At 35.2% G+C, this 16,025-nt stretch carries 14 protein-coding genes and 1 riboswitch; of the genes, 2 read left to right on the plus strand and 12 right to left on the minus strand.

What is annotated here, in order from left to right; all coding sequences use genetic code 11:
• Nucleotides 1–151: 151 nt before the first annotated feature.
• The 9 genes from NYE52_RS11830 to NYE52_RS11870 all read right to left on the minus strand — a co-directional run bounded on the left by NYE52_RS11830 (nucleotide 152) and on the right by NYE52_RS11870 (nucleotide 10,819).
• The gene (locus NYE52_RS11830; RefSeq protein ID WP_341193246.1) at nucleotides 152–796 is read right to left on the minus strand and encodes a histidine phosphatase family protein; all 645 of its coding nucleotides are present in this window, start codon (nucleotides 794–796) and stop codon (nucleotides 152–154) included.
• A gap of 22 nt (nucleotides 797–818) precedes the next feature.
• Nucleotides 819–1,550, minus strand: a complete 732-nt coding sequence (locus tag NYE52_RS11835) for a class I SAM-dependent methyltransferase (protein ID WP_341193247.1) — start codon at nucleotides 1,548–1,550, stop codon at nucleotides 819–821.
• 8 nt (nucleotides 1,551–1,558) lie between these two features.
• Nucleotides 1,559–2,122: an SGNH/GDSL hydrolase family protein gene (locus NYE52_RS11840; protein WP_341193248.1), complete on the minus strand. Its 564-nt coding sequence runs from the start codon at nucleotides 2,120–2,122 to the stop codon at nucleotides 1,559–1,561.
• Between the two features lie 239 nt (nucleotides 2,123–2,361).
• A complete protein-coding gene (locus NYE52_RS11845) occupies nucleotides 2,362–3,426 on the minus strand; it encodes an AbrB family transcriptional regulator (RefSeq protein ID WP_341193249.1) in 1,065 nt (354 codons plus the stop codon).
• A 90-nt stretch (nucleotides 3,427–3,516) separates the two neighbouring features.
• Nucleotides 3,517–4,284, minus strand: a complete 768-nt coding sequence (locus tag NYE52_RS11850; protein WP_341193250.1) for a hypothetical protein — start codon at nucleotides 4,282–4,284, stop codon at nucleotides 3,517–3,519.
• Between the two features lie 307 nt (nucleotides 4,285–4,591).
• Entirely contained in the window at nucleotides 4,592–7,027 is a 2,436-nt protein-coding gene (parC, locus tag NYE52_RS11855; protein ID WP_341193251.1) for a DNA topoisomerase IV subunit A, read from the minus strand.
• Complete coding sequence (gene parE / locus NYE52_RS11860) at nucleotides 7,024–9,003, minus strand: DNA topoisomerase IV subunit B (RefSeq protein ID WP_341193252.1); 1,980 nt, start codon at nucleotides 9,001–9,003, stop codon at nucleotides 7,024–7,026. The genes parC and parE overlap by 4 nt, the downstream gene beginning before the upstream one ends.
• Nucleotides 9,004–9,591: 588 nt before the next feature.
• Nucleotides 9,592–10,005, minus strand: a complete 414-nt coding sequence (locus tag NYE52_RS11865) for a CoA-binding protein (RefSeq protein ID WP_341193253.1) — start codon at nucleotides 10,003–10,005, stop codon at nucleotides 9,592–9,594.
• Between the two features lie 124 nt (nucleotides 10,006–10,129).
• Entirely contained in the window at nucleotides 10,130–10,819 is a 690-nt protein-coding gene (locus NYE52_RS11870) for a DNA alkylation repair protein (protein ID WP_341193254.1), read from the minus strand.
• A gap of 267 nt (nucleotides 10,820–11,086) precedes the next feature.
• Between NYE52_RS11870 and NYE52_RS11875 the strand changes: the two genes are divergently transcribed.
• Both NYE52_RS11875 and NYE52_RS11880 read left to right on the plus strand, forming a co-directional pair.
• Complete coding sequence (locus NYE52_RS11875; protein WP_341195173.1) at nucleotides 11,087–12,439, plus strand: methyl-accepting chemotaxis protein; 1,353 nt, start codon at nucleotides 11,087–11,089, stop codon at nucleotides 12,437–12,439.
• Between the two features lie 16 nt (nucleotides 12,440–12,455).
• The gene (locus NYE52_RS11880) at nucleotides 12,456–12,698 is read left to right on the plus strand and encodes a hypothetical protein (RefSeq protein ID WP_341193255.1); all 243 of its coding nucleotides are present in this window, start codon (nucleotides 12,456–12,458) and stop codon (nucleotides 12,696–12,698) included.
• Between the two features lie 45 nt (nucleotides 12,699–12,743).
• Here NYE52_RS11880 and NYE52_RS11885 read toward each other — a convergent pair whose 3' ends face one another.
• The 3 genes from NYE52_RS11885 to thiT form a co-directional block, all read right to left on the minus strand.
• On the minus strand, nucleotides 12,744–14,456 hold the full coding sequence (locus NYE52_RS11885; RefSeq protein ID WP_341193256.1) for a glycosyl hydrolase family 18 protein: 1,713 nt from the start codon (nucleotides 14,454–14,456) through the stop codon (nucleotides 12,744–12,746).
• Nucleotides 14,457–14,610: 154 nt separating this feature from the next.
• Nucleotides 14,611–15,033, minus strand: a complete 423-nt coding sequence (locus tag NYE52_RS11890; RefSeq protein ID WP_341193257.1) for a GNAT family N-acetyltransferase — start codon at nucleotides 15,031–15,033, stop codon at nucleotides 14,611–14,613.
• A 184-nt stretch (nucleotides 15,034–15,217) separates the two neighbouring features.
• Complete coding sequence (gene thiT, locus NYE52_RS11895) at nucleotides 15,218–15,802, minus strand: energy-coupled thiamine transporter ThiT (RefSeq protein WP_341193258.1); 585 nt, start codon at nucleotides 15,800–15,802, stop codon at nucleotides 15,218–15,220.
• A gap of 69 nt (nucleotides 15,803–15,871) precedes the next feature.
• Nucleotides 15,872–15,970, minus strand: a riboswitch (TPP riboswitch).
• Between the last annotated feature and the right edge of the window lie 55 nt (nucleotides 15,971–16,025).

The following is a 16,025-nucleotide window of genomic DNA, read 5'->3' on the forward strand; positions in this document are numbered from 1 at the left end:
TTCTATTGACCAACTTTCATTTCCTTAACGGTGAAGACTTTTCCATGACACTTTGGATATTTTTCAAAAAAGTAGGCTTACCTATCTCTTCAACTTGTTTATTCCATTGAAACATTTTAAAGAGATAGGAGCTCATATAATTACTCACTTCTTATTCGTTCTCTATGCTTAAAGCTAATTTTCCACTATCTCGGAAAGACGCATCTGCTACTTTTTCTACCATTATTTGACCATCTTTTACAAGAATAACGGATACACAGCAATTATCATGGTGAGGGAATCCTTCACTATTTAAAAGAGATTTCATCAAAAAGCCAATCGTAACACCATGAGAAAAGACTGCAATATTTCCGCCAGTATCTTTGTGAGCGGCTATAATATCAGCAACAGCAGCGTTTGTTCGATTTAATAATTCAGTAAAAGATTCTCCATCTTGCACTTTACTTTCCACATCTTTAAAGGTAAAGAGTCTATCAAGAATATCTCCGTGCTCCGCAATGATGTCAGCCTGTAGCATCGCTTCAAACATTCCAAAATTCATTTCCTTTAACCGTATATCTTTTGCTAATTGGATATTTCGAGTACCCAAAGCGAATTTTGCAGTATCTAAAACTCTCTGACTATCACTCGCATAAGCAGCTACAAAGGGAATATCTACTAAACCAGCGCCAACAGATTTCGCTTGCTGGATCCCATTTTCCGTTAATGGAGAGTCACAAAACCCTTGCATCCTTTTCTCAATATTATATTGTGTTTCTCCATGTCTAATAAAATACAGTCTTAATTCCTTTTCCATTTCGAACATCCTTTCTTTCTGTTTATTTTTCACAGGATAAAATCAAGAAAAGTGGAATTCTCATCCGTCTTTCCCAATCTGCTTTCTGCTGAAAGTTCTCTTGTTTTGGCATTCCTTCCCGTAAATCTGTTACTTTAAAGCCAACTTCCTTTAACAGCCGAAAATACTCCTCTATTGTCCGGTGATATTTAACTACTTCTTCGCCAATCCAAGGCTCCGTCCTTTCCCCCATTGAAAAATAATTATCTACTATCCAATTCGTTCTTTTTCCTGATGGAGAGGCACTATCAAAAGATGAGAGCGACAGTGGGTGTTGGACACTAAAAATGAATGTTCCATTATCCTTTAAAGTCTGATATACTCCTTGAAAAATCACATGTAAATCTTTTATATAGTGAAATACTAATCTCGAAACAACCAAATCCATTTCCTTATTAGTAAAGATCCAATCCTCCAATGTGGAATGATAAACAGAAGCAGTTGTTCCATTTAAATGTCGGGAAGCTTCCTCAAACATTCTCTTAGAACCTTCCACACCAACATAGCTTCCTGCACCTTTTTCTAATAGCTCGACACCGAAATTTGCATCGCCGCATCCTAAATCAAGGATAGACTTCCCTTTGATTTCCCCTACTAATTCATATAAAATCGGCCGTTCTATGCTATTATTAGGACTTGTCTCTCTATTTCTTCTTGCTCGATAATTTTCAAAAAATTGCTCATTATCATATACTGAGGAACCTTTATATGCCATATATCCACCTACCAAATTCCCTGTATTTTTTTTACAATCAAATCTACTAAAATATCATAGCCTTCTTCTCCGAAATGGAGACCATCATTATGTATGCCTATTAATTTCTTTTGATAATCTTCCAAAGAAAGCATTTCAGAATAAAAATCAATAAAGTGTGCTCCTGTCTCCATTGCAACTTCTTTAACCGCATTTGCATAACTAGCTAAAACCTCATTTGTTCTAGCAAACTGCACCGTCTCATCAACAGGAGCAGGAGTAATAAGAATGGTCTTTTCTGGACCAATTAATTGAACAATTCTGCTTATATTATTTTGAAAAAGAGATAATGGAATCATCTTATGAAAGGCCGCATCATTAGCGCCAAATAAAACTGTTACCAAATCAGGTTTCTTATTGATTACATCTACTTGTATTCTATTTAAAGCATCCACGGTATTATGACCATTTACTCCTGCATTGATTATTTCGTAGTGATTGATTTTATCTGCCAGCTTAGCTGTCAAAACGGCTTCGTTTCTATTTTCTACTCCAGCAGTAATACTATCTCCAAAGCAAATTAAAACCGGCACTTAATCCCCCCATATTCAAGCTACTTGTTTCTATCCTATTTTATACCAATTAAATGGATTCGTCTTATTCTTTTAAAATAATATCATTGCACAGTTTGAATTAGTTAGAGGAAAAAGAAAAGATGTATTGCAATCTATATTTATAAAAAAATACCATTTGAAGTTGCTTTTCTTATCTCCATTCCCCTTCGCTCCAAATGAAATAATAATATGACCATAATGAAAAAAGCATAATCAAACTAACCTTTTCGTTCCTCTAATCGTTTTTCCATGCGTTGAAATCCCCATTTCATAATAATTGGCACACAAAACAAGATAAATAATAAGCGAAATAACTGATAGGTTGTAATTATCGGCAAGTTAGCATGAACAGATTGTCCTAGCACTGCCATTTCCGCCATTCCGCCAGGTGCTAACCCAATAAATGCAGTTAATAAGGAGATATCACTATCTAGGCTAATTAAAATATAACCAAGTAATAATGAAAAAAGAACGAGTAAAGTGGAAGTTACCGTTACAACACTTAAAAACTTCGCCTTATTTTCGATATTTCCAAATTTAATTTGCAATCCAAGATGAATGCCGATTAACGTTTGCGCAACACATGTTAAAGTGGTTGGAATTGCTGGCACATCCAACCCAGCAATTGATATTGTCGCAATAAGGAGCATCGGACCAATCATAAATGGTGCTGGGAACTTCCACTTTTTCACTAAGCTTGCGATAAGATAGCAACAGAAGAGGAACAGAAAAATCATCCAATGATAACTTGCACTTCCAGCAGTAGAGGTTACCGTTGCTGTTGCTTGATTTCCATATAAAATCGGACTATAAACAAGGAGTGGAACGAGAATAATGACAGATAAGATACGGCTTATTTGAATAACCGTTACAACAGTAAGATCAATGCCTTTAATTTCAGAGCTAATCGCAATCATTTGAGATAGACCACCTGGAATGCTACCTGCAACAGTTGACTTTAAATTACTGTGTGTTAATTTCGAAGTGATAAATGCAAGAATTAAACTAAAAGCAATCATAATAACAGTCATTAAGAGCATGGATGGCAAGTGGCTTCCCATTTCCACTAAAGTCTGTTTTGTAAATTGTTTTCCGATGAGGTATCCAATGACAAGGAGCCCGATATCTCGAAAAGAGAACGGTAATTTCGGAGAATTTTTGGCAAGTCGAACATACAGAATTGTACCGAACATGGGGCCAAGTAGCCAAGAAAGGGGAAGTTGGCACACTTGAAACACCCATCCTCCAAGTACAGCACTTAAACATAAGAAAAGTAATGACATGATTTCGATCCCTTCTAAAAAAATAAGTACTTTCATTATACTACTTATTTTCCCTTAAAATGAAGGATCACTTTCTTTTTTTACTATCTATCAGCTTCCTTTATAGCTAATTTCCTTCACTTTTACTTTTTTCAGCACCCAGTCTTGCTTATCCCAAGTCCACCAAGTTTCTAAGTAACCAATCGTATCAACAGCAGCCAATCCACTTATCCGTTGTTTTCCCTTTAAGGCGGTTTGATTACTTAATCTTGTTACTTTTAAGTCAGTAAATGGCGATAGGATTAATTCTGTTGGTTCATTTAATCTTCCTTTATGATAAAGTCCAAGCTTTTCATAATGCTGTCTACGATCATATAAATCAAAAATATACATTTTTTCTTTATTAATTTTTAATTCTGCTTTATACGCATCCTTAAACTGGCTTTCTACCGATGCTAACTCTGGTTTTAACAATTCTACTAATTTATTTCCTTGCAGTTGAAAGAAGTAAAAGTTCTTCTCAGAGCCTCTTTCATTAGCGGAAACAGTGAGCAGTAATTCTTTTTGGTGATCATCATTTATATCCATAATATGTAATTTAGGATCAAATCCGCCTTCAACTGCTAAAGTAGCAGTCTTATCTTTTTGAGTAGAAACATCAAGAAACAATTCCTTAAAGAAATTACTATTTTCAGGTTGATCGGAAGCATCTCCCTTTAAATGAATCATCTCTTCTTGCCCATCATTTGTTATATCCGTTTTTTGTTCCAAGATTAATTTGTTTGTTTTCTCATCCTTCTCCATTGCATATACACCAGTAATAGCAGTTAAAGTCATTAAAAAGAAAGCACTTAAAGCAACAAGTAATTCCCTTCTCATGCTAAAACCTCCTAACATCATAATAATTGTAGCATGCCCTTTTTTGGAAAAATCATGTAAGTAAGGAAAAGAAAATTTAAATAATCGGAGATATATATTATTTAGATGATGTATAAGTATAGTGGCTTTTGGTGGGGAGCCTTGTCTTCTTACCAAAAGTGGGGTTCATTCACTTCCTATATATCATTATCGCAACGGCTCTCCTATACTAGCGTTCACCACATCAAAGCAAATACGCTCAACAAAAAAAGATTCCCAATCGCAAAAATCACTTTGCAAATTGGGAATCTCTTCAAACTAATACTATTTACGCTTCTTCATGGGCGACTTTTTCTTCCCACAATTCTACAATCTTACCTGCCTCTGTTTCATCGATAACAAAGGAACCATTTGAATAGCGATCATTAAAGCGGAGGTCTGCAACTTTCACAGATTCAATCTCTCCTTTTTCGGTCTGAATATATACTGTATCTTTTGATTCGACTACAGTCATTCCAACAACACGATGAGGATTCGCTTTTAATTCGCGAAGCATAATTAAACCTCGTTTTGCTCTTCCAGAAAATTCAAATTCAGAAAGCTTCATTTTCTTGATAGAGCCACGCTGTGTAATGATAACAACGGCTTCTTCTTGCGGATTCGCAATTACTTTTCCGGCTACGACATAATCATTATCTTTTAAATTTATGCCTTTGACACCAGCGGCACGAGCACCAACTATATTGATTTCTTCTTCATGGAATCGTAAGGAATAACCAATATGAGTTGCGATTAACACTTCTTGCTTTCCATTTGTTAGGTGAACATCAACTACTTTATCATCACCTTTAAGATTAATTGCAACTAATGGTTTCGAGTAACGCTGTGCTTTATAATTAATCAATTCTGTTTTCTTGGCCATTCCATTTTTCGTAAAGAAAACGAGATATTGAGATTGTTCGAAGTCCTTAATTGGCATAGCTTTAATAATTGATTCATCTCGATCAATTGGAATAATATTAGAAATATGCTGTCCTAAATCCTTCCAACGTATATCCGGTAATTCATGGACAGGTAAATATAAATAGTTTCCTTTATCCGTGAATAATAATACTACTTCGGTAGTGTTCACATCGATTTTAGCAAGTATCCTATCTGTATCCTTCATTCCGAAATCTTGACCATTGCTAGCTGCGTAAGAACGTTGACTAGTACGTTTTATATAGCCATCTTTTGTTACTGTTACAATAACATCTTCACTTGCCACTAATACTTCAAGATTAATTTTGATTTCTTCAATTTCATCTTGAATCAATGTACGTCTTTCACTAATAAAACGTTTTTTAACGTCTTTTAGTTCTTTTTTGATAACCGAAAGCAATTTCTTCTCACTTGCAAGAATTGCCGTCCATTCTTCAATTTTTTCAGCTAACTCTGCAGCCTCTGCTTGAAGAGCGGTTATATCTGTATTTGTTAAGCGATATAACTGTAACGAAACGATTGCTTCTGCTTGTGGTTCTGTAAATTGATAAGCAGCAATTAAGTTATTTTTCGCATCTCGTTTATCTTTGGAAGCACGAATTGTTGCGATTACTTCATCCAATATCGAAAGTGCTTTTATTAAACCGTCTACAATATGCTGTCGATCCTTTGCTTTTTCTAGATCAAACTCAGTTCGGCGTTTGATCGTCTCTTTTTGATGTTCAATATACGCATCAAGTAAAGCAATAATCCCCATTAGTTTCGGACGCTTATTATGAATCGCAACCATATTAAAGCTATATGTTATCTGTAAATCGGTATTTTTAAATAAGAAATTTAAGATTCCGTTTGCATCTACTTCTTTCTTCAGCTCAATAACAATACGTAACCCTGTACGATCTGTTTCATCTCTTACTTCAGCAATTCCTTCTACTTTTCGATCTAATCGCAATTCGTCAATTTTTTTAACGAGATTACTCTTATTTAACTCATATGGAACTTCTGTAATAACGATTTGCTGTTTGCCGCCTCGTAATGTTTCAATTTCCGTTTTCCCGCGAACAATTATTTTCCCTTTACCGGTTTCATAGGCTTTTTTAATGCCTTCTACCCCTTGAATAATACCGCCTGTTGGGAAATCTGGGCCTTTAATATGCTTCATAATGTCTTCAACCGTACAATTTGGCGAATCCATTCGCTCAATAACTCCATCGATCACTTCCCCTAAATGATGGGGAGGAATATCTGTTGCGTATCCAGCTGAGATACCAGTTGAACCATTCACTAGAAGGTTCGGGAATTTTGCTGGCAGAACGGTTGGTTCGTTGGATGTATCATCAAAGTTTGGAATGAAATCAACCGTTCTTTTTTCAATGTCACGTAATAATTCAGCAGAAATAGCAGACAGTCTTGCCTCTGTATAACGCATTGCAGCTGGTGGATCTCCGTCAATGCTTCCGTTATTTCCGTGCATTTCAATTAAGACATTTCGAACCTTCCATTCCTGACTCATCCGTACCATGGCGTCATAGACAGAAGAATCTCCATGTGGATGATAATTACCAATTACGTTACCGACTGTTTTAGCTGATTTTCGAAAATGTTTATCATGTGTATTACCTTCTACATGCATGGCATAAAGGATACGGCGCTGTACAGGCTTTAATCCATCCCTTGCATCAGGAAGTGCACGCTCTTGAATGATGTATTTACTATACCTTCCAAAACGGTCACCGATAACATCTTCTAAGGGTAAATCACGATAATGTTCTAATGAACTCATGATTGACTTCCCTCCTCTGCGACCGTTATATTTTCATTTTCTAGAATATTACCTTCTTCTTCTAATCCGAACGCAACATTTGATTCGATCCATTTTCTGCGAGGTTCTACTTTATCTCCCATTAATGTTGTTACACGACGTTCTGCACGTGCAAGGTCATCAATTTTTACACGGATTAATGTTCTCGTTTCTGGATTCATTGTTGTTTCCCATAATTGATCTGCATTCATCTCGCCTAGACCTTTATATCGTTGCAGGATATAGCCTTTACCGATTTTCTTAATCGCATCTTGCAGGTCATCATCACTCCATGAGTATTCGATGACTTCTTTTTTTCCAGTACCTTTGCTTACTTTGTATAAAGGCGGTAGGGCAATATATACTTTACCAGCCTCTACAAGTGGTTTCATATAACGGTAGAAAAATGTTAGTAACAGTACTTGAATATGAGCTCCATCTGTATCAGCATCCGTCATGATAATGACTTTATCATAATTAGTATCTTCTACCTTAAAGTCCGCTCCAACACCTGCACCGATTGCATGAATAATCGTATTTATCTCTTCATTTTTAAAGATATCTGCAAGCTTTGCTTTTTCTGTATTAATAACTTTCCCACGAAGAGGCAATACTGCTTGGAAACGTCGGTCTCTTCCTTGTTTTGCAGATCCTCCAGCTGAATCCCCTTCCACTAAATAAAGTTCGTTTTTCTGAGGATTTTTCGACTGAGCAGGTGTAAGTTTACCAGAAAGAACAGCTTCACCTCGTTTACGCTTTTTGCCGCTTCTTGCTTCTTCTCTCGCTTTTCGAGCAGCTTCTCTTGCTTGAGCTGCTTTAATTGATTTTTTTATTAAAAGGGAACTAACTTCAGGATTTTCCTCGAAGAAATAAGCTAAATGCTCCGATACAACTGCATCAACAGCTGACCGTGCTTCACTCGTACCTAATTTACCCTTAGTTTGTCCCTCGAATTGCAATAAGTCTTCCGGTACTCGAACAGAGACTATCGCAGACAGGCCTTCCCGTATATCTGAACCATCTAAGTTTTTATCTTTTTCTTTTAAGAGACTGACTTTACGCGCATATTCATTGAACATACGAGTCATTGCTGTTTTCGCGCCAGCTTCATGAGTACCGCCATCTTTTGTGCGGACATTATTAACAAATGAGAGGACATTTTCTGAATATCCATCGTTGAATTGAAAGGCATATTCTACTTCAATTCCATTGCTCTCTCCCTCTAGACTAACTACTGGATGTAGGGAATCCTTCTCTTCGTTTAAGTATTCAACAAAAGCTTCAATCCCATTTTCATAATGGAAAACACTTTGCTCATTATTTCTCTCATCCATAATTTCAATGCGCAATCCTTTTAATAAAAAGGCAGATTCTCTTAATCGCTCACAAAGCGTTTCATAATTATACGTAGTCGTTGAAAAAATCGTTGGGTCTGGCTTAAAGTGTATCGTTGTTCCAGTTTGATTTGTTTTTCCGATTTTTTCTAACGTTGTGACAGGTTTACCGCCGTTTTCAAAACGTTGTTCGTAAACAAAGCCATCACGCTTAATTTTTACAACAACCCATTCTGATAACGCGTTAACTACAGAAGCACCTACACCATGCAGTCCACCACTTGTTTTGTAGCCACCTTGTCCAAATTTTCCTCCAGCATGAAGAATGGTAAAGATAACTTCAGGAGTCGGCTTTCCAATCTTATGCATTCCAGTTGGCATTCCACGTCCTCTATCCTTGACACTTATGGAATTGTCACGATGGATTTTTACAAGGATAGTATCTCCAAATCCAGCCAGTGCTTCATCGACTGCGTTATCTACAATTTCATATACTAGATGATGCAAACCTCTAGAATCTGTACTCCCAATATACATCCCGGGACGTTTCCTAACAGCTTCTAATCCTTCTAATACTTGAATGGCATCATCATTATATTCGAATGCTTGCTGATTCTTTGCCACTGACATACCCCTTTCACTTCTACAAATCCGACATATTATCTTTCTATGTATCATGTCGAACAATTGTTTATGTATTCGTCTAAAAAACGAATTCTCCTCTAAAATCAAGAAATTTTTATAGGTGAACTACTTTTCTTTATTAGACGAGTTTAAAAGAAGGCTTACCTTCCAACCTTCTTTTTCCTTTCAAATTTATTGAATTTTATAAACAGTTGTTGATACTAATTTAATAAAACAGAACGATTGTTCTTATATCGTATTGTAGCACATAATCTCATTTTTCACGTTCATTTTTCCATTTTATCTTTCGATTTTTTCCCGGCAAAACCAATCTTATACCAATCACCACAAAAGCAAAAGGATTTTTTTTAAGAGGATTCCCCCTTTTTATCTATATTATGTTAACACAGATTCTTTATAAAAACGAATAAGTTTATAAAAACAGTTGGCATTTTTAGCTATTGACAGCGTTTTATCCTATCAAATTACAGGATGGTAAGAGGTATTCTTTGCATGTTGAAATGAAAAAAGCAGAATGATTAGATTACAAATCATTCTGCTTACTCCCATTAATTTTATCAAAACATCCTATTTAGTCATTGCGTGCTCTACTTTAATACAACGATCCATGATTACCGTGTACCCTTTATCCTTTAAATGATTAAACGTTTCTTCATGTACTAGTCCTAATTGTGCCCAAAAAATATCTGCATCTATTTTTTCAAACTCTTCTGCAACCTCAGGCAAATACTCAGATCTTCTAAACACATTGACAATATCAACATGCCCTTCAATGTCTGTTAATTTTTTAACTGCTTTAACGCCGAACACTTCATCTACTGTTGGATTAACAGGAATGATTTCAAAACCTGCATTTTTCATTGCTTCTGACACCATATAAGAGGTTCGTGATGGGTTATCACTTAAACCTACTACTGCAATTCTCTTTGCCTTCTTTAAAATAGCACCAATTTCTTCTCGACTTGGATTATTAATAGCCATCCTACTCGCTCCTTTTCCAATCATTTTTTTATACGTTTCCCCAAAAAAAGAAAGAAAAAACAATAAGATTTCTTCCCTTTACAATAGCAAATTTTGCTATTGTCTAAAACAATAATGCCTAAATTTAAATATATTTACTGCCTTCACGTACACTCAAGCTTGATAGTTCATGTGCGTGTATGAACTGTTTAACCGATTCAGCATTTGTTTTCGAATATTCCCTTAAAGCCCATCCAATCGCCTTTTGTATAAAAAATTCCCTACTGGTTGCATTTTGGACGATATTTCGATATAACCGATCTTCTTCCGTCATCCCTTTATACTTAAGTTGGAATAAGATCGAAGCACGACGCAACCATAAATGATTGCCAGTCGCCCAGTTCTCAATCACTTCCTCTTTTACTTCTGGATACTCTTTAGCAATTTGTCCTACAGCATTCGGAGCAAGACTATCCACCGTATCCCACCATGATTTGGAAGTAATCAGCTTTTCAAATAAATACACATCATCTTTTGTTACTAGTTTCAATGATTTGTTAATATAATCTAATGCTGCATATTGATATTCACGCTCCTCCTTTTCCCATAAACCTTCAACAAAAGCATGCTGAAAATCTAATTTTAATAGACCCGTTTCAGCAAAGAACTGTTTCATGAGCGCTCTTCTTTCCGGTGTTTTAATGCCTAAAAAGGAAAAATGATTTTTTAAATATTTTTCCATTGGAATAGCTTTTTCATTATCCTTATTTTTTTCGAATAAATCAGTAAGGTTTTTTAATAAATAATTAGTTAAATTCATGCTAGATTGATTCATAACGAACTTCCTTTTTGTAAACTTTGTATTTTTAACTTTTCCATTTTCTTTTCATTTTTTTGAGTAGATTAAAGTAGAGAGATAGAAGAGTTTTTTCAACGAATCAACCAATTTTTAACAATTAATTTTCTCCTTTGCGACCCGATATATAAGTATAAATATTATTCTATTATAAAGGAGAAATCTGTTTGAAACTTCTGAAAAATTTATCTATCGCTAATAAGCATAATTGCATTAGGTAGCATCGGTTTTACAGGTTTAAATTACATTAAAATTATGGCTCAAAATACAGAAGATATGTATACAAGAAGCCTCGTTTCTATCACAAACTTGATTCAAATAAGAGTAAATAATAGAGCAAGTGATTCCTATACGTTAGAACTATTACTTACTACAGATCAAGCAAAAAATAATGAACTAAAAGAGCAATTGAATACCGTTTGGAATGATATGGACCAATTATTTTCGGAAATTGAAAATGGCAGTTTAACAACAGCAGAACAAGAACTTATCAATAATTATAAAGCAGAAATGCAAGAATTAAATAATGCAAGAAGTAACGTTTTAGCTCTTGCATTAGAAAATAAAAACGAAGAAGCATATACACTCTTTATTAGTGATATTGAAGAACATCGTACAAAGGTAAATGATATTCTTAAAGAACTTCAAAGTGTAAAAACCACTTCGGCTGAAAACAAATACAAAGCAAACGAACAAAGATTACAAACAGTTACTATTTTTGTTTACTCTCTTCTAGCTGTTTCATTTATTCTATTATTAGGGATTAGCTTATATATTAGTCGTTTGATTACAAAACCAGTAAAAGAAATACAAAACTTATTATCTAAAGCAGAAGAAGGAGATTTTACTGTAAAAGGAACCTATCAATCAAAAGATGAAATAGGAGAACTTACTTCTTCTTTTAATCACATGACAGAAAAGCTCCAGTCTGTATTTAGTACCGTTCAAGATTCTTCCCAGCAGGTTGCCTCTGCATCAGAAGAGCTTAGTGCAAGTGCAGAACAAAATAGCAGTGCGAGTGAGCATATTAGTTTGACAATCCAAGAGCTTGCAACTGGCTCAGAAACACAAGTAGCTACTGTGAACGAAAGCAACCAAATCATTACTTCTCTTTCGGAGCAAACAAAAGTAATAGCTGCCCATACAGAAAAAATGTCTGTGAATGTTAAGCGTGCTTCTGACATGTCAACAGAAGGAAATGATGCGATAAAGCAGGTATATAAACAAATGAACTCTATTTATTTAAACGTAAATAGTCTTTCAGAAGCAATAAGCAATTTAAATGAACGTTCAACAGAAATCGGTCAAATTACGGATGTCATTACAAATATATCTGCTCAAACAAACCTATTGGCATTAAATGCTGCGATTGAAGCAGCAAGAGCTGGTGAACATGGAAAAGGATTTGCGGTTGTCGCAGATGAGGTAAGAAAACTTGCAGAAGAATCAACTTCCTCAACAGAAAATATCGCAAAGCTTATCCATATCATTCAAAAAGATACAGAAACTACTATTGATACAATGAAAAAAGCTTCCGAAGAAGTTCAATCAGGAATTAGATATTGTACAAATAGCTGGAAACTCTTTTCAAAAAATTGAAGTGGCCGTTAATGATGTGGTAAAACAAATTGAAGAGATCTCCAATGCCTTAATTACTTTCACAGAGGGTACAGATCAAATTAATAATTCCATCTTTGAAGTAAGTGATGTAGCGATTGAAGCAGCCAATAGAACCCAGAATATTTCCGCTGCAACACAACAACAGCTAGCATCTATGGAGGAAATTTCCTCTTCTTCTTTAGCGCTCGCACAATTAGCTGAGGAACTACAATCTTTAGTAAAATTATTTAAAATATAAGTAGGCATAAAAAAACACTTTCCCATTCGAAAGTGTTTTTTTATGCTATTGTTCCTTCTTCTCTAACGATAATGCGGACCATGCTGTTTCATTAGCAAAGGTACGCGACCAGCTTGCAAGACCAGCTAAGCTATACCGTTCTACTAATTCAGCTCTTTTTGCCAAGGATAATTCATCCTCTAGCCAAATTTTATATATTGATTTTGTTTCTTTATCAAAATATTCCCCGTAGTTTTGACCGCTTACTTCATCATATGTTGGCGTAACTTTATGCTCTTTTAACCATTCCTCGACACTTGCCATGGAAAGGGACTTAGAAGAAATTTCCCCATTTTCTTTCTCTTCCCATAATCGCGCATACAATGGTACGCCTAAAACGAGCTTATCATTTGGAACAACATCAAGTAATGTTTCTAAATTAGCTTCCACCCAAGGAAAACTTGCCACACTTCCAGCAATCGGACTTGTCGCCCAATGCTCATCATATGCCATTACGACTAAATAATCGACGATTTCTGCTAGATGATCCCGTTGTAAGAATGCTGAATAATTCCCACCAGCTATAAATGTAATATCCATTGAAACAGTAATTCCCGCCTCATGTAAATATGGAGTTGCTTCTCTCACAAATTGCGTTACATATTTTCCATCTTCTTCGCGAACATTCTCAATATCGATATTAATACCATCTAACTTGTACATTTCACTATATACTAGAAGCTGCCTAATAACGGTTTGTCTTTTTTGATAATCCTTTAATACTTCATGTGTTTTATCCGGATCAAAATCATTGGAGAATAACCCCCATACTTGATAACCCTGTTTATGCGCCCAATCCACGTATGCAGTTGACCCTAAATTTGTTACATTCCCATCATTTCCTGATAGTTTAAACCAAGTTGGTGAAACAACATTTACTCCGTTCATTTTTGGAATGCTTGAAGTATCTGGATTTCTTGAATATACTGCTTCCCACGTTAATTGGATAGGTCCATCGATTTTATTTAACTTAGGCTCCTTCTGTTCTAACGCAACTTGAACAACCTCTATTTTGCCTTTTTCCACATATTTCTTTTTTACAAAACCTGCGATTCCATTTTCTTTTCTTACAAAATAATAATCTTCTACTTCTTTTTCAATCGTTACATGCTCACCTGGAGTTAACTCTTCTATATAAGGAGAAGATAATGTTTCAGCTGACCGCAATCTTGTGAAATCCTGCCTGACTTTTTTAGAAGTAAATATTCCATCTGCTCTCTCTTGTCCATTTTCTTCTATCAGCACAACTTGCTCTTCTTCTAAAATGGTATATTTAATCGGGTAAAACTGTGCTAATGGATCCAGCGCTACATAAATTGTACCGTCCTCATCTTTCAATGGATGAAAGGAAAGATCCGTATTTTTATCATTTACATAATAGGATACAGAATCAGTTGGAAATTGAATGACTTTGTCTTTTGTCGTAACAATAACAGAATTACTGTTCGTATCATACGTAATGCTTTCATCTATTTTTTCCTGCCAAATGCTTAGTGGCAAATACACAGTATCTTTGTCAAAAATGGCATTTCCTATTTGTTCTCCATTTAGTAAAACAGGACCTTCTCCTTGAAAGTAATTCACTTTCTCGTTATTACCAAATGGATATAGAATAAGCATAATCGTGGATATAACCACTACTAATACTGCTATAATGAAACCAACAATTACTTTTCTATTTGTTGGTTTTTTCTGAAATGAATAATTTATTTCTGTCATTTGTTCCTCCTTGAAGTAGTTCATATGAAGTGTAGCTACTAGAATAATAGACGTAATGTATCCCTAGTTTCATATTAACATATAATTCGACAAAAAAAGAGCCATCCAACAGATGGATCTCTTTACCTATTATCAAAATCTATATGAAGCAAATTCATCTATCCCATTCAGCAAACGTATTTCTAAATCCATAAAAAGGACGAAAACCTTTGTTTTCATAATAGGCTTGAGAGGTGCTAGAAGCAAGCATTTCTACTCTAGTTATTGGATATAAGCTATGTACAAAGTATAGAAGCTCCTGCCCAACACCAATTCCCCTGTATTCTTGATCAATTAGTAATTCGCAAATATATATTGTTATCGATTGATCGGTGATTCCCCTAATATAGCCTATTATTTTATCATCAACCGTTGCAACATAAGCGATGTTCGAATGATTCCAAGCGGCTTTTGTATCCTCTTTTTTCTCCACTAGATTGCTCCAGTTTTCTTGTTCATTTAAGGCGTGAATCGATGAAAAGTCAGCCTCTTTATAGGAACGTATTTGAATTTCCAGCCCATTTTTTAACGTAATCATACTGTGTTACCCTTCTTTCCTTTTATAATATCTATGGAATCATAGAATCGAAGAATTAATAAAAGTAGTTCCCTATTTCAATAGACACTAAAAGCTACTATTATTTTTTGGGATATTATACCACACCAAAGCAAAAGGCGCTCCAAAAGGAACGCCCATTTTTTTATTTTTAAGGATTAGCTTTTTAACTTTTAGAAGCTCCAGTTGCTGGTCTATCAAGAACAATACGTGGAGCGGAAATTATTAAAAGAACAAGTACGATTGCACACAAGATTGTTGCTCCTAAGTAAGAACCACCGTTTACAATCAAGGAATTGATAAATGGTGACATTCCTTCTGGTGCATAGCTCGCCCAAATCGTTACTCCTGCGATAAAATGCCAAATATAGCGAGTAAAGCCACCTACTATAACAGCCAAAATAATTAAGCTGGTCGCTAATCCTTTTTGTTTCTTTTTTAAAGCATTTTGAATGGATGAAGCAAATAACCCTGCAAATCCAATACATGCAAATGCGAATAAGTATTCTAAAATAACCTGCCAAAAGCTTAATGCCTGTAGATCACCGACCACAATTTGTAAAACGCCCCATAAGAAACCTGCGATTGTGCTAGCTTTAAAGCCCCAGCGAAAAGCTACGATAAAAATAGGGACCATTGCAAAAGAAATCGATGTGTTAAAAACGGGAATGGATGGCAATAAATCTAAAATAAGTGCTATTGCAGCCATAATTGCCACTTCAATCATGACAACTAATTTCATATTTTTCATAAAAAAATCTCCTTTTTTCTGCAGACCAAAAGGAGAACTAACACGCGAAATGAATTATATAGCTTACTATATGAACTCTTCCCACATTCCTACGTTAGAATTAACTAACAGGTTCGAAGGGTCAGATCTATTGATCACTCTCAGCATTACGCTCCCCTTGTGGTTTGCTTATATGTAATTAAAATAATTATAGCATAAATAGTCCTTATAATAAGCATTTTTA

The organism is Niallia sp. FSL W8-0635 (assembly GCF_038007965.1).
Classification (GTDB): domain Bacteria; phylum Bacillota; class Bacilli; order Bacillales; family Cytobacillaceae; genus Niallia.